The sequence below is a fragment of the Paenibacillus sp. fava2 genome (assembly GCF_058313675.1).
The window spans coordinates 6,461,889-6,481,190 of the sequence record NZ_CM177755.1; the positions used below are offsets into that span (position 1 = coordinate 6,461,889).

The 19,302-nt window shown below is 53.7% G+C and carries 15 protein-coding genes and 1 other annotated feature (1 of these 16 cut by a window edge); of the genes, 7 read left to right on the forward strand and 8 right to left on the reverse strand.

Annotation, left to right across the window (positions count from 1 at the left end; all coding sequences use genetic code 11):
- Positions 1-183 precede the first annotated feature (183 nt).
- Entirely contained in the window at positions 184-1,296 is a 1,113-nt protein-coding gene (locus AC4G46_RS28460; RefSeq protein ID WP_491125634.1) for an LLM class flavin-dependent oxidoreductase, read from the forward strand.
- 108 nt (positions 1,297-1,404) lie between these two features.
- On the opposite strand, the gene AC4G46_RS28465 is transcribed toward AC4G46_RS28460, so the two are convergent.
- Complete coding sequence (locus AC4G46_RS28465) at positions 1,405-2,271, reverse strand: helix-turn-helix domain-containing protein (RefSeq protein ID WP_491125635.1); 867 nt, start codon at positions 2,269-2,271, stop codon at positions 1,405-1,407.
- A 111-nt stretch (positions 2,272-2,382) separates the two neighbouring features.
- Here AC4G46_RS28465 and AC4G46_RS28470 point away from each other — a divergent pair, with 111 nt between their 5' ends.
- Positions 2,383-3,660: an MFS transporter gene (locus AC4G46_RS28470; protein ID WP_491125636.1), complete on the forward strand. Its 1,278-nt coding sequence runs from the start codon at positions 2,383-2,385 to the stop codon at positions 3,658-3,660.
- Here the strand turns inward: AC4G46_RS28470 and AC4G46_RS28475 are convergent.
- From AC4G46_RS28475 to AC4G46_RS28485, 3 genes are all read right to left on the reverse strand, one after another.
- Complete coding sequence (locus AC4G46_RS28475; protein ID WP_491125637.1) at positions 3,653-4,015, reverse strand: hypothetical protein; 363 nt, start codon at positions 4,013-4,015, stop codon at positions 3,653-3,655. The genes AC4G46_RS28470 and AC4G46_RS28475 overlap by 8 nt on opposite strands.
- Positions 4,016-4,079: 64 nt before the next feature.
- Positions 4,080-4,307 carry a hypothetical protein gene (locus AC4G46_RS28480; protein WP_068727951.1) on the reverse strand — a complete coding sequence of 76 codons (228 nt, stop codon included), beginning with the start codon at positions 4,305-4,307 and terminating at the stop codon, positions 4,080-4,082.
- Positions 4,308-4,310: 3 nt separating this feature from the next.
- Entirely contained in the window at positions 4,311-5,315 is a 1,005-nt protein-coding gene (locus AC4G46_RS28485; RefSeq protein ID WP_491125638.1) for a TIR domain-containing protein, read from the reverse strand.
- Between the two features lie 160 nt (positions 5,316-5,475).
- Here AC4G46_RS28485 and AC4G46_RS28490 point away from each other — a divergent pair, with 160 nt between their 5' ends.
- Entirely contained in the window at positions 5,476-6,603 is a 1,128-nt protein-coding gene (locus AC4G46_RS28490; RefSeq protein ID WP_491125639.1) for an N-acetylmuramoyl-L-alanine amidase family protein, read from the forward strand.
- 155 nt (positions 6,604-6,758) lie between these two features.
- Positions 6,759-8,119, forward strand: a protein-coding gene (locus tag AC4G46_RS28495; protein WP_491125640.1) for an IS1182 family transposase whose coding sequence is annotated in 2 segments (ribosomal slippage) — positions 6,759-7,329 and positions 7,329-8,119 — 1,362 coding nt in all. Because the reading frame shifts where the segments join, the coding sequence is not laid out codon by codon here.
- Positions 8,120-8,217: 98 nt separating this feature from the next.
- Here AC4G46_RS28495 and AC4G46_RS28500 read toward each other — a convergent pair.
- Entirely contained in the window at positions 8,218-9,813 is a 1,596-nt protein-coding gene (locus tag AC4G46_RS28500; protein ID WP_491125641.1) for a response regulator, read from the reverse strand.
- A 3-nt stretch (positions 9,814-9,816) separates the two neighbouring features.
- Positions 9,817-11,625, reverse strand: a complete 1,809-nt coding sequence (locus AC4G46_RS28505; RefSeq protein ID WP_491125642.1) for a sensor histidine kinase — start codon at positions 11,623-11,625, stop codon at positions 9,817-9,819.
- A 355-nt stretch (positions 11,626-11,980) separates the two neighbouring features.
- Here AC4G46_RS28505 and AC4G46_RS28510 point away from each other — a divergent pair, with 355 nt between their 5' ends.
- From AC4G46_RS28510 to AC4G46_RS28520, 3 genes are all read left to right on the forward strand, one after another.
- On the forward strand, positions 11,981-12,871 hold the full coding sequence (locus AC4G46_RS28510) for a carbohydrate ABC transporter permease (RefSeq protein WP_491125643.1): 891 nt from the start codon (positions 11,981-11,983) through the stop codon (positions 12,869-12,871).
- A complete protein-coding gene (locus AC4G46_RS28515) occupies positions 12,871-13,707 on the forward strand; it encodes a carbohydrate ABC transporter permease (RefSeq protein ID WP_491125644.1) in 837 nt (278 codons plus the stop codon). Before AC4G46_RS28510 ends, AC4G46_RS28515 begins: the two co-directional genes overlap by 1 nt.
- Positions 13,708-13,828: 121 nt before the next feature.
- Positions 13,829-15,136 (forward strand): ABC transporter substrate-binding protein, encoded by a 1,308-nt coding sequence (locus AC4G46_RS28520; RefSeq protein WP_491125645.1) that lies wholly within the window; start codon positions 13,829-13,831, stop codon positions 15,134-15,136.
- Between the two features lie 75 nt (positions 15,137-15,211).
- Here the strand turns inward: AC4G46_RS28520 and AC4G46_RS28525 are convergent, their stop codons facing one another.
- Complete coding sequence (locus AC4G46_RS28525) at positions 15,212-16,507, reverse strand: Nramp family divalent metal transporter (protein ID WP_491125646.1); 1,296 nt, start codon at positions 16,505-16,507, stop codon at positions 15,212-15,214.
- 766 nt (positions 16,508-17,273) lie between these two features.
- Positions 17,274-18,986 (reverse strand): glutamine--tRNA ligase/YqeY domain fusion protein, encoded by a 1,713-nt coding sequence (locus tag AC4G46_RS28530; protein WP_491125647.1) that lies wholly within the window; start codon positions 18,984-18,986, stop codon positions 17,274-17,276.
- An 89-nt stretch (positions 18,987-19,075) separates the two neighbouring features.
- Positions 19,076-19,302 (reverse strand) — a binding site (T-box leader); it runs 42 nt beyond the window's last position.

The following is a 19,302-nucleotide window of genomic DNA, read 5'->3' on the forward strand; positions in this document are numbered from 1 at the left end:
TCAACACACTATATCTAACGCTAATAGGACTGTTCCCGGCAGGATGCTGCCGCTAATACGCTTACACAAAGAAACATTTACTCATAAACTTACATTTTGTAAGTTGTTGTGCTATAATAATTCCTATCCTATGTACAACGGACAAGCACGCTAACTATTTCGAGGGATAAGGAGTCTCTATTTATGACTACTATTAATCATGTGAAGCCGGAAACTGCTCCGGCATTTGAGTTCGGCATCTATACACTGGGCGACCTGGTGACAGACTGCCATACCGGGCAGCGGATCAGCCCGCAGCAGCGGCTGCAGGAGGTCATTGAGGCAGCCAAGCTTGCGGATGAAGCCGGCCTCGACGTCTTTGGTGTCGGGGAGCATCACCGGCTGGACTTTGTCATCTCTTCTATGCCGGTTGTGCTTGCTGCGATTGCCCAGGTGACCAAACGGATCAAGCTGACCAGTGCGACCACTGTGCTCAGCACCGCTGACCCGGTGCGGATCTTCGAGGACTTCGCGACACTGGATCTGCTGTCCGGCGGACGGGCGGAAATTATTAACGGACGCGGGGCTTTTCTCGAGTCCTTCCCGCTGTTCGGATATGATCTGGAGGACTACAAGAAGCTGTTCGCCGAAAATCTGGAGCTGCTGCTGGAGCTGAACAAGCATGAGATCGTGAGCTGGAACGGCTCCTTCCGCTCACCGCTGAAGAATGCGGAGATTGCCCCGCGTCCCCTGCAGCCGAAGCTTCCGCTCTGGGTCGGCATCGGCGGCTCTCCCGAAAGCGCCGAGCAAGCCGGACGGCTGGGCATTGGCATGGCCATTGCCATTCTCAGCGGCAGCCCGGAGCCGTTCCAGAACCTTGCCGCGACCTACCGCCGCAGCGGGGCCGAAGCCGGACATGCTGCCGAAGACCTGAAGATCGCCATCACCAGCCACGGCTACATTGCCAAGACCTCACAGCAGGCGGTCGATGAATACTACCCTTACTATTACAGCTACCGCAACGCCATCAGCCCGCAGCCGGGCCAGGAATACCGGGTGACGCGCAGCGATTTCGGGCGCTTCGTCTCCCCGGTCAATACACTGGCTGTCGGCAGCCCGCAGCAGATTATCGAGAAGATTCTCTACCAGCATGAGCTGTTCGGCCATAACCGTTTTATGACCCAGCTCGACATCGGCGGACTTCCATACAGCAAGGTGGCTACAGCCATAGAATTGCTTGCTACTGAGGTTGCTCCGGTTGTGCGCCGGGAAATCGCCAAAAAAAGCAGCGCAGCAGCATCGCCTTCCGAGCATTGATTCCCGCTCCGGCCCCCGCAATAACAGACCAAAAAGCTGCACTGTCCACTCCATGTGGACGGTGCAGCTTTTCTTTTTGCGTAATAGCACATTACTGCTCACCGGTCACTACCAGCCCTTCCCCAGATGTCCACGGCACACCTTGAGCATAGCCTCGTAACTGTCTTCGAATTCAAGCTCTCTGAGGATATTCAGATAGAATTTCATTTGAGCTTTGCTGTCCTTCCGCTTCAGGCATAGCAAGGCAAGCTCGTAATAGATCAAAGTAATGATTTTATCGTACAGCAGATGGGTTTTGTCGGCCAACGGCAGTGCTTGCTCAAGAAACAGCAGGCTCTGCTCATAATTGCGCTCCTTCAGGCACAGAATGGAGAGATTCTGCAGCAAATGCTGCTGGACTGTCCTGCTCTCAGGAAAAGACTGATATCGTTCAAACTCCTTCGCTCCCCTGAGGCCGAAAAAAACCGCATCTCCGCTGCTGAGCGTGAACAGAAAATTGTTCAGCAGCTTGAACTCGTACAGGTACCATCTGTCCACACCAAGCAGATACGGTTTGATGTAAGCTGCAATTTCAGGCAGTGTCCTGATTTCGTCCGCCTGCTGATGCTGGATCAGCACACCTTGTCCGAGCAGATACAGGTGGTAATAGGCCTCCGTCTGTGTTGATTCGTACATGAACCGGCACTCCCGGCTGACTGCCCTAAGCCGGTCAAAATCGTAGCGGTTGCCTGCCTCGGTCAGGCTCAGATGCAGCGTCCGCTTCACCTGCGGAGCATTGTCCTGATGCAGAAACAGCAGCTCCTCCAGCGACATCTCCAGCTTGTCCAGCAGCAGAATCAGCTTATCGTATCCAGGGTAATAACGTCCCCCTTCAAAGCGGGAAAGGTTGGAGCGGCTCATGATGCCGCCGGCCAGTACGGCCTGGTTAATTCCTTTTGACCTGCGGATCTGCGCGATCGTTTTACCGAGAAGCATCGTTAATCCCCTCCACCTCTGTGTGAGTATCCGGCACATTTTCCAAGAATATTTTCCATTATATGCTACACTCGGCGCAAAGAAAATACACATTCCAGGGGGAAAGTAACGATGAATTTACGTGCAGCACGGCAGCTGAACAGCAGGGTGTGGAACATACTGGCGGGGACTCTTTTTACGAGAACAGCCCTGTTCATGAGCGTCCCTTATCTGTCGATTTTTCTGATGAGTCAAAAGCACATTCCGCTCCTGCTCACCAGCCTGATCCTCGCGGTTAATCCGCTGGCGGGTGTAGCCTTCAGCTGGCTGGGCGGGGCGCTCGCCGATAAACTTCCGCTCCACAAAATCCTCCTGTACACGCCCCTCGTCTGGGGAACAGTGTTTATTCTTTTTTATTTTGCCGGCGGCTTCTGGAGCTTCCTGGTGCTGAACGCCCTGAACGGCCTGTGTTACTCGCTCTTTGAACCAGCCAGCAAAAAGATGCTGTCCTCTGAATCCCTCCCGGAGCACCGTCTGCTTGTATTCAATCTGCGGTACACGGCGATTAACGCGGGCTGTTTTGCCGGACCTCTGCTCAGCCTGCTGTTCAATATGAAAATGACCCTGTTCCCCTACGTTATCCTCGGCAGCATGTATATTCTGTATGGGGCTTCCACCAAATTATTTTTCCGCAATGCTTCTTCTGCCGCTAATTCCCCTGTTTACGTTCCGGTCAAAAGCGTCCGCAGCCTGCAGGCCCTCTCCGTGATCCGCAAAGATTATGTATACCTGCTGCTGGTCGCAGGCATGAGCTTTTCCTACTTCGGCTATTCGCAGCTGAACGGAACGGTCTCCCAGTTTCTGTCGAACACCGCTATGCTTGCGGACGGTACCCGCTTATACTCCATCCTGCTGTCGGCGAACGCTATTGTGATCCTCGCTGCCCAGTTTGCTGTGCTGCGCCTGATATCCGGCTGGAATCCGTTCAACGTGGTGCTGCTCAGCAATCTGCTGATCGGACTCAGCTTTCTGTTCTTTCTTTTTCCTGCTGCTTACCTTCCGCTGCTCTTATTCATTGTCGTATTCAGTCTGGGTGAGCTGCTGATCGGCGCACGGTTTGATGCCCTGGTGGATGAGCTGTCCTCTGCGGAAAATAAAGGCCTGTACTTCGGCTGTACGGAGATTGTGAAGCTGGGGACAATCAGCGGCCCGCTTGTCGGGGGAGGTCTGCTGGGGCTGTTCGGTTTCCAGGCGGCCTGGCCTGTGTTCGGGCTGCTGGCGGTCATTACACTGACCGGCTCGGGACTGATCCGGGCGGCGCGGCGGAAGCACTCAGGCACGCGGAATAAGGAGAGCTCCGGTGGAACACCGGATCTTGCCGCCGATGAAGCAATGCGGCGGCTTAGTTAGGCCGATCAAAGGCGTGCCGGGCCGATTCAAAGGCATAAATGCCTTTGATTTTGGCTTTTTCGGCCTGCCGGGCCGATTCAAAGGCATAAATGCCTTTGATTTTGGCTTTTTCGGCCTGCCGGGCCGATTCAAAGGCATAAATGCCTTTGATTTTGGCTTTTTCGGCCTGCCGGGCCGATTCAAAGGCAAAAGTGCCTTTGATTTTGGCTTTTCCGGCCTGACGGGCCGATTCAAAGGCATAAATGCCTTTGATTTTGGCTTTTTCGGCTGGCTGAGCCGATTCAAAGGCATAAATGCCTTTGATTTTGGCTTTTTCGGCCTGCCGGGCCAGGCGGGACTGGCTGGTCCTCCACAAATCAAAAAAAGGCCCCGGATCACCGGGAGCCTGAACTGGCCAACTGGGGTTTAACTGACTGAATTTAAGCGAATGATGGCTTCTTGTTATCGACCTTGCCGCTGACCAGCTTCTTGTACTCCTCATCCCCGCCGTTTACGGACGGTGCGAGGTACACGTGATCGGACGCTGCAGACGGTCTGGCGGTACGGCCGCCGTTCTTCCTGCCTCTGCTGCGGCTTGTGCCTGAGCTCCCGCCTGCGGACCGGCGGACAGCGCCAGAAAGACTGACTACACCCTTCATGTTCTTCATGCTCTAGTCCCCTCCCACTAAATGATTGACGGTACGGAACAAATCGCGGTTATACCTGACGGCTGCCTTCAAATCCTCGGCCGACAGCCCGTCGTTGCCCGAAAAATGGACAGAAAGGACATGCTTTTCACCTAAAGGATAGCATAGGATATAGACCTCTGCAACTTCCGTCCGCTGAAAAAAGGTCCATTCCCGGCGCAAAAAGGCATCCATCACTCCGGGCCGTTTATCCTGATTCTCTTCATCCGGCGCAAACGGATAGACATGCCCGCGGCCTACATTGCCGCCGACCTGCTTCAGCCCTTCCTCCCCGCTGGCCCGCCACAAGGCGGCGCCAATCACCCGGCACTGCTCCGGCGGCACGAAGGAGTTGCGGACAGCCTCGCTGAGCGCCTGATATTTCTCAGCTGCCTCAGGTCCGGCCACATTACTATTATATTGCCAAAAGAAATGAAGGATACTTTCTTTCCGCCTGAGTTCAAGCGTCAGCTGCGCAAGTTCCTTCTGCGGATCACGGTAGCTTCCCTGTTCTTGAATCAAGTCGATGATCTTCCCGCAGCTGACATCGACTGCCGCTACCGGATTGTCATGCTGCCATTCATATTCCAGCGGCGTAAGTCCCGCCAGATCCGACAGCAGATGATATTCCTCCACATTAGTGCCGGGAATCAGATCACTGCGCGGCTGGATCCGGTCCGGCAGCAGACAGAATACACGGCTGCGGCGCAGCCGGGCCCAGAACAGCCCCATTTCAAACTGTGTATTATCCCGGGTCACATAATAATATTTACCGCGGATCAGGGCCACATCATCCGGCGAGAAGACAAATACGGCAAAATCACTTTCGTCCAGATGCCGCTCCAGCGATTCCATCGTATATTCGTTCGCTCGGAAGGCATTGGCATACCAGGGGGTAACCTGGGCCTCACGCTTCAGCTGCTCATGTATCGCCCTTGCATAACGGATGGATTCTCTCGATGATCCAATGAATAGTTTTGGTCTGGTCACGGATGCGCTCCTTTGTTATTTTCCCCGATCTGTAATAATTATACATCCGCTTTCCATCTAGGAACAGAGCCTCATTTTCTTAAGTTTTTAAGCAAATTCTGTTCCTCTGCCGATGAAACGGGTAATAGGTTTTTAATTACCCGGGGAAACGAGGCTTCATATGATCAAAAGCATACATAAAGCAATACTGCTGGCCGGCATCGTAACCGGTGCCCTGCTTACAGGCAGCCAGGCGGACGCTCTGGCGTCTTATACTGCCAAGGTATACGCCAGTTCCCTTACTGTGCGGAGCGAGCCGGCCGCAGGGGCTTCTGCTGTCGGTTCTTTGAAAAACGGTGCAACCGTTACGGTAACCGATGAGCAGCACGGCTGGATGAAGGTGCGCTCCGGTTCGCTCACCGGCTGGGTAGCCGGGTACTATCTCAAGAAGACGGAGGGCAGTTCAGCTTCACCAGCAGCCTCTTCCTCCGTCTCACAGGCCAAATCCTCCTCCGGCAGCGGTACGGCAACAGTGACCGCTGATTCCCTGCGGATCAGGGGAGGCCCGGGGACCGGCTACGCCGTAGTAGGCTCGCTGAAGGCCAAAGATAAGGTCACCCTATTGGCCCGCCAGGACGGCTGGGCACGCATCCGCACATCCGCAGGTGAAGTCGGCTGGGTATCGGACCAGTACCTTTCCGCCGGGGGCTCCTCAAGCGGAGTGACCACGGCATCGGCCACAAGCGCAAGCTCCAAGGGAGCAAGCAGGATCGGCGGCAAGCTGATCGTTATTGATGCCGGACACGGCGGCAGCGATCCTGGCATGCTGGGTACTACTTATAACACAATGGAGAAGGATTTGACGCTGCAGACAGCCTTTTACGTGCGGGATTACCTCACAGCCAAGGGCGCAGAGGTCCGAATGACACGGACAACAGCAAGCCAGAAGCCTACACTAGCCCGGAGGGTGCAGATCGGTCATTCGGCGGGTGCAGATGCTTTTGTCAGCATTCATTACAATTCTTCGCCGAAGAATGTATCGGGAACGCTGACCTTCTTCTATTCGGAATCGGATGACCTGCGGCTGGCCCGGGCGATCGAGAACCGGCTGGGGCAGGGAATCGGGCTCAAGAGCAACGGATTGTCCTATGGCAATTATCATATTCTGCGGGAGAACACGATCCCGGCAGCTCTCGTGGAGCTGGGATTCCTCAGCAATCCTTACGACGAAGCGATTGTCCGCACCTCCAGCTATCAGAAAAAGGCCGCCAAGGCCATTGCCGAAGGGCTGGCCGATTATTTCAGATAATCCATAGCAAAACAATACCGCAAGCAGCTTACTGCTTGCGGTCAGGCTGTCGAGAAAGTCTTGACAGCCTTCTTCATGTGATTTTGATTTCATACGACACCGCGTTAATGTTGTATAATATAGGTAACTATTTATAGAACGGATGGTGTGTCAGCATGCTGCGTTCCAATCGAGAAAAGCAACAAGCTTACGAATTTGTTTCCATCGAAGATTTAGTCCCTCAAGACCACTTGCTTCGCAAGGTAGATAAATATATTGATTTTTCGTTTATCGATGAGAAAGTTAGACCCCTGTACTGCTCGGATAACGGACGCCCTGCGATTGATCCAGTCGTGCTATTTAAGATGATTTTCCTGGGGTACTTCTACGGCATTCGTTCCGAACGCCAGTTAGAACGAGAGGTCCAAACCAATTTAGCTTACCGCTGGTTTCTTGGGCTCGGGCTAACCGACAAGGTTCCAGACCACTCCACCATAAGCTGGAATCGGCGAACCCGCTTTAAAGATACGAACATTTTTCAGGATATCTTCGATGAGATTGTTCTACAGGCGATTTCGCATCGGATGGTGGGCGGCCGTGTCCTTGTCTCGGACTCTACTCACGTTAAGGCGAATGCCAATAAACACCAATACACTAAACAACAGGTACTGCAAAACGCCAAGGATTATGTGGACGAGCTCAACGCTGCCGTAGAGGCAGACCGGAAGAGCCATGGAAAAAAGCCCTGAAACCTAGAGAGGAAGTGAACGAAGAAAAAGAAATTAAAGTGAGCAAGACCGACCCCGATAGTGGATACATGATCCGTGACGGAAAACCGGAAGGATTTTTTTATCTGGACGACCGGACGGTAGATATGAAATACAATCTCATTACGGATGTCCATGTCACGCCCGGAAATGTCCATGATTCCGTGCCGTATTTGTCACGTTTGGACCGCCAGCAGAAACGTTTTGGTTTTGAAGTGGAAGCTATTGCGCTAGATTCAGGGTATTTAACAACGCCAATTTGCCGCGGGTTACAAAGCCGAAAGATCTTTGCCGTTATTGCTCACCGGAGGTTTCATTCCAAGCAAGGACTGTTTCCAAAATGGAAATTTTCGTTTAACGCTGAACAAGAAATGTACGTCTGTCCGGCCGGACAAGAACTGAAATACCGCACAACGGACCGCAAAGGCTACCAGCAGTATGCGTCAGATCCGGAGCAATGTAAAAGGTGTCCATTTTTAAACCAGTGTACGCAGTCCAAAAACCACCGAAAAGTGGTAACCCGACATGTCTGGGAGGACAGCAAGGATTGGGTCCGGAACAACCGGCTCAGCAAGTCAGGCAAGCAGTTGTACCGCAAACGAAAAGAAACCATTGAGCGAAGCTTCGCGGATGCTAAAGAGCTCCACGGGTTTCGCTATTGCCGGTTGCGCGGACTCCCGAATGTCAGAGAACAAGCGTTGATGACGGCAGCTGTGCAGAACATGAAGAAGATAGCGATCCACCTGGATCGCCGGGAAAAACGGGGTTAACCCCCTAGTCCTCCCATTCGCAGGTCGTTATTGAAATACAAAAGAAACCCAGGATCTTTAAAAGACCTGGGTTTCTCGACAATCTGACCGCAAGCAGCTTACTGCTTGCGGTATTCGCGCGGCGTCAGGCCGGTGGCTTTTTTGAAAACACGGCTGAAATACTTCTCATCCTCATAGCCGACCAGCTCGGAGATCTGCGACAGCCGCAGGCCCGTATTATGCAGCAGCGTCTTGGCCTTACTGATTCTCAGATTCGTTAAATAATCCGACAGGTTCTCGCCGCTGATCTGCTTGAACTTGCGCGATACATTCTCACGGCTGATGAAGAAGCGCTCGGCAATATGCTGCAGCGTCATATCACGGGCATAGTTCTGCTCCAGATAATCCCTGATATCCTGCACAAGCCGGCTGTCCGGGGCCTGGCTGCTTCCCTGGGACAGCCGCTGCAGCACGGCCTTAAACTGATTCTGCCAATTCCGGACCGAGAAGAGTCCTTCTTCGTCATAGCAGGATTCAAAGCGGATTTCCGCTTCCGGCCGCCAGCGCTGCAGGACAGCACACAGCGCTTCCTGATGGCGCATGAGGCTGCTCTCTGTCAGCACAGGCAGCCCGCCCAGCCGGTCTCCCCACTCGGCAATAACCCGCTCCATCCGCTCCATATCACCGGATAATACAGCTATTCCGAGCTTATCGGACAAGGTATCCAGGACGTAGTCTTTTTCAGATCCACTATCCCCCTGCTGTTCCCTGTACAGGTGAATCCGTCCTTCGCGCTGCAGCAGATTGCGTTCATTCAGCCCTTCCCGCGCCTGGCGGAAAGCAGACTGCAGGCCTTCCGGAAAAGCGCAAACCCGGCTAAGCCCGATATCGATTTGTACGCCGTAAGCTTGTCTGACCGACGCATTGATGCGCTGCAGCCCCGCTTCTGCTTCCGCCACGCCGGCCCAGAACAGCATCACAATATCTGCACCCGCCTGCCAGCTGCGGAAAGCGAACCCGCACCGCTCGGCAGTGATAACCTCGTTACAGACATTGGCCAGCACGAAGGAGGTCAGCCCGACATCGCCGTGGAACCGCTGAAGCAGCCGGCAGTCACTGTGCTGCAGCGAGATAACGGCAGCCCGGCAGCCCGCCGCATGCTCCGGCATACCCAGCTCTTCGTGCAGCGCTGGCTTCAGTTCCTTAAAGGATGCGTGGCCGGCCACCAGGTCCGAGAGCATTTTGTCCCAGTAGAGCGGCCGAAGCACATTCAGCTGTATATTCCGGCTGCGGGTCTGCTGCCGCTCTGCCTCCTCCTCCCGCCACAGCTTGAAGGCATGCTCTGCCGCGTCGATCAGCTGCCTGCTGTTAAGGGGCTTAAGCAGGTAATCCGTCCCGCCGTAGACAATTGCCGGCTTCACATAGTTGAAATCCTGATAGCCGCTGATCACAATCGTCTTGGTCTCCGGATAATGCCCGTGCAGCCATTCCAGCAGCTCTGCACCATCCATCAGCGGCATCCGCATATCGGTGAACACAACTGCCGGCTGCTGCTCCTGCATAATCTGCATCGCTTCCTGCCCGTTCGTTGCCTCAAAGATGCCGTCAATCTGATGCTTCTCCCAAGGCACAAAATAGCGGATCGCCTCCCGCACATGCTTCTCATCATCTACGATAAGTACCTTCATCGTCTCCCGCTCCTTTGTGTATGTCATGGTTCAGCTCTCCAGGGGAATCAGCAGGGTAACCGTCACCCCCTGGCCCTCTTCGCTGTGCAACTGCAGCTCAGCCCCGCCGCTCATCTGCAGCCGCAGCCGGGCCAGCACGTTGGACAGGCCGATCGTCTCATGCTCAATACCGCCGCTGTGCGCCAGCCCTGCGGCGATTTCCTCCAGCCTCGCCTCCGCAATCCCCTTGCCGTTATCCTTAACGGCAAGCATCAGCCTGCCCTGGTTATCAAGCGTGCAGGAAATGGTAATCACCGCTTCGCGGATTCCATCCGCGAAGCCGTGCTTGAAAATATTTTCGACGATCGGCTGCAGGATCATCTTCGGCACGATAACCTCTAAAACAGCTTCATCGGTATCGATATCCAGCCGCAGATTCTCTTCGCCAAAGCGTTCAGTCTGCAGAATGACATAGTTCTGCACATGCTCCAGCTCGTCGCGCAGCGGCACCTGCGTCCGCTCCGTGTTCATCGAATACCGCATCATGCTGCCGAGCGAGTAGATAAGATCATACACCTTCGGCGCATTGTAGCGCAGGGACAGGCTGGCTATCGACTGCAGGGCATTGTACAGGAAGTGGGGGTTGACCTGGGCTTGCAGCGCCTTCAGCTGATTGGTTTTGTTGGCCAGCTCCAGCTTATATTCCTTGACGATCAGATCATTGATGGTGCGGGTCATGCCGGTAATTTTGCGGGTCAACAGACCAAATTCATCCTCGCTCTCGGCTTCCACATGCGCATCCAGCTGGCCGATCTGCACCTTCTGGGTGAAGGCAATCAGCTTCTTGATCGGTCTTGTGAAGCCGATGGAAATCACAACTGCAACGATACCTCCCAGAATCAGAAACAATACGCCTATTCCGGTAGTGAATCTGGTAATGACCCTTGCATCGGCGTACAAGTCCCCGTATGGCACCAGCTTGATAATGCTCCCCTTGAACAAGGGGGCATCGATATGCCGGTACATTACAATCCCTGCAAACCCGTCCTTTTTCCAGCTGAAATGGCCGCTTTCACTGTCCTGCGGAAGCCGGCTCCAGCCCGCGGTCACCCGCTCCCCGATCCATTCCGGATCAGATGAATACAGTGCCTGCCCCTGCTCATTCAGCACATAAAGGCGTTCCGTACCGGAATTATACATGGACCTCGCGATCCCCTCCAATTCGTCCAGCCGGAAGTCGACCGACAGGTCAGCCAGCACATCGGCGCTGGGCGCACGGTATAGCGGAAAATGAGCCGTAAAAACCGGCACCGTCCCTGATTTTAAATTCGGAAAGCCGGATTTCATCCCGTACTGGTGATCCATATGGGTTACCTCCAGAAACGGCCGGTAGGTTCCGCCCGGAACAGCCGAAGGCACATACCTGCCGGACTCACGGCGGAACAGCCCGCCAAGGAGCAGATTGGACTGCCGGGATGCCCGGACATACAGGTGAATCTGGAATGTATTCTGATCGGAGAGGAACAGATTGTACAGCTGGGTTGATATAACCGCCCGCGTATCCGGCGCAGCCGTACCTTCCGGCAGATCCTCCGGAGCTTTGGCCGTAAGCAGCGTAGTATAAAAGGAGCTCGGCACATTGATTCCGCTGTACAGCGACATCGCCCGCTGGTTCATCCCGCTGAAATAGCTGCTGAGATTGCCCTCTCCGAGGGTCAGCAGCTTTGTATTCTGTTTTACGGACTGCTCCGTCACCGACTGCTTGGTATAGAGATAGGAGAACGTAACCGAGATTCCCGACGGAATCACGGAGGCCAGCAGCACAAGCGCCATCAGCCGGGTGCGGATACTGTTTTTCAAGTAGAAACGGCTACGCCGTCCTAAACAGGACGGTATCCGTTTCTGCGAGAAAGATAAGAATAAAGGATTGCGTGAAATATATACTTTCTTATCTTTGAACATGAAGGGCCTCCCGATAAGTGTTCGGACATCCGTTTTCTTTTGTGAACGCTATCATTTGAGTGTATTCAATCTTCGCAACGACAGCATACACCGAGTTTCGTGCGCAGCGCTACTATGAATTTTTTCCGGCCCTAAAGGGGCGTGCTGCAATATAATCCACTTTTCTAAGCATCAAATTGAGTGTTGAAGCCGGCGGAGGCTTTCTATAATGGAGTCGTGAACCGTTAGAAAAACTACACAAAGGAGATTCCATATGAGAAAAGCTCTGCGGCTTCAAAGAGGCTGGGGCCAGCAAATCGTGTTCCTTGGACCGTGCCTGCTCTTCTTCCTGACCATTGTGGTCACCCCCTTCTTCCTCGGCTTTTACTACTCTTCCACGGACTGGAACGGGCTCGATCTGGACAAAGCGGTCTGGACCGGCGCGGCCAACTGGAAACGGATTTTTTTGAATGACGACAAGTTCTGGGAATCCCTGCTCTTCACCCTGCGCTTCACGGTTGTATCCGTAGTGGCAGCCAATGCGCTGGCGCTGCTGCTGGCTTTTCTGCTGATGACCACGCTGAAGACCAAGAAGATGCTGCGGACGATCTTTTTCATGCCAAACGTGATCGGCGGTATTCTGCTGGGCTACATCTGGCAGTTTATTTTCACCAAAGGCTTCGCCACGATCGGGGAGATCACCGGCATTTCGTTCTTTCAGCTCCCTTGGCTGGGCACACCGGGCACCGGCTTCTGGGGACTCGTCATCGTATTTGTCTGGCAGACCGCCGGCTATATGATGGTCATTTATATCGCTGCACTTGCCGGGATTCCGAAGGACCTGATTGAAGCAGCCCGGATTGACGGCGCCCGCGCCCCGCAGCTGTTCAGAAGCGTCTATGTTCCTTTGATCATGCCGGCCATTACTATCTGCCTGTTCCTGACCACCTCCAATGCCTTTAAAATGTTCGACCTCAATCTCTCGCTGACCAAAGGCGGACCGGGAACCTCTACGCAGTCGCTGGCCTATAACATTTATGCGGAAGCGCTGATTAACAACCGTTACGGGCTCGGCACTGCCAAGGCATTGCTGTTCTTCGTAGCTGTGTCGCTGATTACCGTTACCCAGGTATGGGTGACCAAACGGAAAGAGGTGTCGGCTTAATGGATACCAGCAGATACCGCCCAAAAAATTTTATTCTGGAGATCGCGGCTATTCTTCTGGCCCTCGTCTTCCTGTCGCCGTTCTATCTGGTGCTGAGCAATTCCGTCAAAAGCCTCAAGGAAATCCTGCTCGATGCCGCTTCCTTCCCTGCCGTTTACCACTGGGATAATTATGCCAAGGTGTGGGATGCGATTGATTTTCCGCAGGCGTTCTGGAATTCTTTATCCATTACGGTGCTGAGCGTCATCTTTATCGTAATGTTCAGCTCCATGGCGGCGTACCAGATTGTCAGAAAACCGTCGCGGTTCAACAGCTTTGTGTTCCTGCTGCTGGTATCGGCGATGATTATTCCCTTTCAGTCCCTGATGCTGCAGCTGGTCCGGGTGACCAGTATACTGGAGCTGCGCGGCGAGCTGTACGGTATTGTGGCCTGTTACCTCGGCTTCGGCATGCCGCTGTCGGTCTTCCTGTTCCACGGTTTTATCAAAAGCGTGCCTTATGAGCTTGAGGAGGCTGCCCGGGTTGACGGCTCGAATCCTTACGGCGTCTTTTTCCGGATTGTGTTCCCGCTCCTGCTGCCGATCATTGTTACCGTCATTATTCTCAATACGTTATGGATCTGGAATGACTATCTGCTGCCGGTTCTGGTAATCGGGGGCAATAAGGATCTGACTACCCTTCCGGTGGCCGTGACAAAATTTTTCGGGCAGTATACGAAGAAGTGGGATCTGGCGCTGGCGGGGCTGGTAATGGCGATTATGCCGATTCTGCTGTTCTTCCTGTCGCTGCAGCGTTATATTGTGGAAGGTGTAACCGCCGGCTCTGTTAAGGGATAACCGGGTGCATAATCACAGGCTGCAACAATATCCACTTTTTCGAGCAAAATATTAAGTGTAAGTGAACATCCGGATGCTATACGATCTAGTTGCAGGAACCACAGACCAGGGAGGTTATTCTATGAAAAGAAAGCTTGCGTTGATTATGGCAACCGTTTGCACTCTGATTGTAGCGGGGTGCGGCAACAACAGCAGCAATAATGCGGACAACGGCGGGGCTGCCGTCAATACGCCAAAAGAGACAGCTGCGGCTGAAGCAACGGCGGCTCCCGCCAAAGATGTGACAATCAAAATGTTCCAGTTCAAGGTTGAAATTGCCGAGCAGCTGAATGCACTGGCCGAAGAATACGAGAAGGAAACCGGCGTGAAGGTTGAAGTGGAAACGCACGGCGGCGGTGAAGACTACGGCGCTCTGCTGAAGGCTGAAATCGCTTCCGGCTCTGAACCGGAAATCTTTAACAACGGCGGCTATACCGCCCTGGTCCCTTACATGGACCGCGCCACCGACTTGTCCGACCAGCCCTGGGCGGCCAATCTGATTCCAACCGCCAAAGCTCCTGCCACCGTCGACGGTAAGCTGTACGGAATGCCGATGAACGTTGAGGGCTACGGACTTATTTATAACAAGGATCTGTTTGAACAGGCCGGCATTACCGAAGAGCCTAAAACGCTGACCCAGCTTAAGGACGCTGCCGCCAAGCTCAAAGCTGCCGGAATCACTCCTTTTGAAGCTACCAATGAGTGGTGGTCAATGGGGATTCACCTCGTTAACGTGGGTCTGGCCCACCAGCCTGATCCGAAGCCGTTCATTGAGGATGTCAAAGCAGGCACGCAAACAATCAAAGGCAATGCCGTATTCGAGCAGTGGCTGGATCTTGTTGATGTGATCTTCGACAACGCCCAGGACAACAAAATGACGACCGACTATGCTACACAGGTTGCCGAATTCGCCTCCGGCAAAGCAGCCATGATGCTGCAGGGCAACTGGACACAGGGCGACATCGATAAAATCGATCCGGCACTGAACCTGGGCCTCCTCCCGCTGCCGATCAATGATGAAGAAGGCACGATCCTCGTCGGCGTACCGAACAACTATATCGTGAACAGCAAATCCGCACATCCGGAGGAAGCAAAAGCCTTCCTGAACTGGCTTGTTACCTCGGAGACCGGCCAGAAATATCTGACCAAGGAATTCAAATTCATTCCGGCCGAAACGAACATCGCTGCTGACGCTGCCGACATCGGCCAGGTTGCCGTTGCCGTCCAGGAGAAATCGGCTACCGCACTCGGCTGGAACTGGGATATGTTCCCTGACGGCGTAACCCAGGGCTTCGGCGCTGCGATGCAGGAATACCTCGGCGGGCAGATCGACCGCGGCCAGCTGCTGGAGAAGCTGGATAAAGCGGTGCAGGATATTGTGAAGCAATAGATTTTCGGATGATGCAAAAGCACCTTCAAAACCGCCTAAGCGGGATTGAAGGTGCTTTTTTGGGGTAGCTATCAATTAGACGAACATCTCCACGATCAGGAACAGGTTCAGTGCGACTACCAGCGCCGAGATCATCCAGCCAAGTATAGTCGTAATTCTGCGGTTAACCAGCCCGTGCATTATCTTGCGGTTGCTGGTGAAGATGACCAGCGGAATGAGTGCAAAGGCAATCCCGAACGACAGCACGACCTGGCTCATAACCAGCGCGCTGGTGGCGTTGATGCCGAAGGCGATGATCGCCAGCGGCGGAATGATCGTAATCGCCCGCCGCAGGTACAGGTTGATTCGCTTGTTGATGAAGCCCTGCATAACCACATCTCCGGCCATGGTGCCGACAGAGGAGCTGGATAAGCCTGCGATCAGCAGACCCAGACCAAAGGCAATCGCCGTAACCGGTCCGGCCAGGCTGCTGAATTGTGCGAAGGCGACATCCAGGTCTTCGACTACCAGCCCGTTTTTGAAGAACAAGGCTGCAGCTACAATAACCATGGCCATATTCACTGCACCGGCGATCACCATCGCAATGACAATATCGATCATTTCCCATTTAAAAATCTGCTTCTTCTGCTTCTCGTCTACCCCCACCACCCGGCTCTGGGTCAGCGACGAATGGAGATAAATCGCGTGCGGCATAACAGTTGCGCCGAGAATACCTGCGGCCAGCAGCACGCTGTCCACTCCCTGGAATGCCGGAGTGAAGATTCCCGCCACCACGGCCCCGGCATCCGGCTTCGCCATAATGACCTGAAAGGCAAAGGCCAGAACTACAACCATCACCATTGAGGCTATCCCGGCCTCCAGACTGCGGTAACCGCGCCGCTGCAGCTCAAGTATAGCGAATGATCCTGCAGCCGTAATCAGTGCAGCCGGCAGCATCGGAATTCCGAACAGCAGATACAGTCCGAGCGCTGCTCCTATAAACTCCGCCAAATCTGTAGCAATGATGACAAGCTCACTTTGAATCCATAAAAAGATGGCTGCCCCCTTCGGAAACTGCTCCCGGGCTACCTCGGGCAGATTTTTGCCCGTTGCAATACCAAGCTTGGCGGATAACGCCTGGATCAGCACAGCCATCAGGTTGGATGCGGCAATCACCCACAGCAGCAGGTAACCATATTTCGAGCCGGCCGTAATATTGGTGGCAAAATTGCCCGGGTCAAGGTATGCTACTGAAGCAATGAAGGCCGGGCCGAGGAACGGAAGCAGCCGCTTCAGCCCTTTTACATCTCCATTTAATACGGCCTGTGCCGAAACCTTAGTTTGTTTAGCCTTTATAATGTTGCGTCTCTCCACAGCTGTCTGTTCGATCATGTCAAATCCTCCTTACACCCCAAGTTGTCTATATACACGAAATGTTGTCTCTGTGCCGAAAATTTGTCTTCACACACTAAAGTTTCCCTTGTGCAACTTTAATTTTATAATCATTATATTCCTCATTCTGAAAAATGTAAATGTAATTTTCATGGTTCGCTTTCCGGTTGCATACATAGATACATTTAACGCGAATCGGGGTCCGGTAATCAGTGGCGGTTCTTTTGCCGTAAATAGCAGGAGGGCTGGCCTATATGAAAAAAAGACGGGGTCCAGGGGTTTCCCCGTCTCCCGCCTCACCCCTTACATCCCTCTTTACCCCGCCGCTCTCTGGCGTCTGCTTATGTTAATGGACTCTGCCGCTCTTCACGTAGCTGTTCCACCTGCGCCTTCAGCCCGCTGAGCTCCTGCTCCAGCTTACCAACGATAACTAAGTGGATTTTCGCTATCTAATTTCTGATTTTCCCGCGATTTATTGGTACTAAGTGGATTTTCGTCATTTAATTTGGCTCAAATGGCGCTCATGTGATGAATACGGAGTGTTTAAGTGGCGTTTTTCCAACTAGTTCTCTGCAAATGGAGTTTGAAGGGGATTTAAGTGGCGAATTTCCACTTCGTTACAACCACTGCCTCCTTCAAGGAGACACCGCCGCAATTAAATTCCCGTAAAGCAGACACTTAACATTTCTTAACCGCCCGGCGCCGACCTCAACTCCAACTCCAGCTCCATATCCATCAAACAAACTTCACTTATACTAATCCCGCCCTACTTCTTCCCCTTCCACCCGTCCTTCAGCGGCACGATCCGGTTAAACACCAGCTGCTCAGGACTGCACAGCTTGTTGTCTGAGGTGAAATAGCCGTGGCGGATGAACTGGAATCTCCCCAGCGCCAGTGCTTTGAGCACATAGGGCTCGACCAGACAGTGCTTCAAATTCCGGACGGAATCGGGGTTGAGGACATTCTCCCAGGCTTCGCTTTCGTCCTTAAGCCCTTCATTGTCCTTCAGCAGTTGCTCATACAAATTCACCTCGGCGGGTACCGCCTGGCTGGCGGATACCCAGTGGATCGTCCCTTTGACCTTCCGCCCGCTCATCGCGCTGCCGCTCTTGGTCTCCGGATCATAGGTGCAGCGCAGCTCACAGATCTCCCCGGTGGCCGGGTCCTTGATTACTTCATTGCACTTGATGATATACGCACCCTTCAGACGTACTTCACCGCCCGGAATCAGCCGCCGGAAGCCCGGCACAGGATGCTCCATGAAGTCCTCACGTTCAATGTAGAGCACGCTGCTGAAAGGGACCTCTCTGGTCCCCAGCTCCGGATTCTCACTGTTGTTATCCAGACTCAGCAGCTCCGCTCCGGGTCCGGTATAGTTGGTAATCACTACCTTGAGCGGTTCCAGCACAGCCATTACCGCAGGAACGCTGGCCTTCAGATCCTGTCTCAGCACATGCTCCAGCAGCGAAAAGTCCACCATCGACTGGCTTCGGACCATCCCTATCTCGGTTACAAACCGCTTGATGCTCTCCGGGGTAAACCCCCGCCTGCGCAGCCCGCGCAGGGTCGGCAGCCGCGGATCATCCCAGCCTTCCACATGGCCGCCCGCCACCAGCTGGCGGAGGTATCTTTTGCTCGTAACGACTCCGGTCAGGTTAACTCTGCCGAACTCCCTTTGCCGCGGCGGCTCGGGGATCTCCAGCTCATTCAGCACCCATTCATACAGCGGCCGGTGGTCCTTGAACTCCAGCGAGCACAGGGAATGGGTTACTCCTTCAATCGCATCCTGGATCGGATGGGCAAAATCATACATCGGGTACACACACCATTCTTCTCCGGTCCGGTAATGCGGTGCGTGAATAATTCTATAAAGGATAGGGTCCCGGAGGTTGATGTTGGGCGAGCCCATATCGATTTTGGCCCGGAGCACCATGGAGCCTGCGGGGTAATTGCCCTGCCGCATTCCGGCGAACAAAGCCAGATTCTCCTCCACCGGACGGTCACGGTACGGGCTGTTTGTTCCGGGCTGTGTCAATGTGCCCCTGTAGGCAGTCACTTCTTCCGGTGAAAGCCCGCAGACATAGGCTTTTCCCTTTCGGATCAGGGTTACTGCACTTTCATAGATCTGCTCCGAGTAGTCGGAGCCGTAATAGATATGCCCCTCCGGGCTTGCGCCCAGCCACTCCAGATCCTCAATGATTGCGTTCACGTATTCCACGTCCTCTTTTAACGGATTGGTATCGTCAAACCGCAAATTGAATGTGCCGCCGAATTTACGGGCCAGATCATAGTTGGTATGGATGGCAAACGCGCTGCCGATATGAAGATAACCGTTGGGCTCCGGCGGAAACCGGGTGCAAATTTCCCTGCTGAACACTCCGTTCTCCACGTCTTCCCTGATCAGCCTTTCCATAAAATGTTCACCGGCAGCAGCCGTATCGTCAAAAGTTGTGCCGGTTTCTGCAGATAGCTCTTTCATACGAATAACCTCCTGTGAATGGGTAAAATCTCCGCTTATTAAACCTCTCTGGTCAACAAAAAAGAACCTCACCTCCAAGACTGATTAGTCTTGGGGACGAGATTCTCGCGGTACCACCCCAGGTTCATTAATATGTCGCCATATTAATCTCATCAAGTACGGCATTGTCCGCAGAGCTGCGGGAGCAAGGCTTATACTCTAGCTCTGTAACAGGAGCTCCTGTCGCATTATCCCCGGCTGCCGGTTCCAATACGCCGCTCAGAGGCTTGGTTCAATACGGCTTTCCCTGCCCCTTTTCACCGTTCGGGGCTCTCTG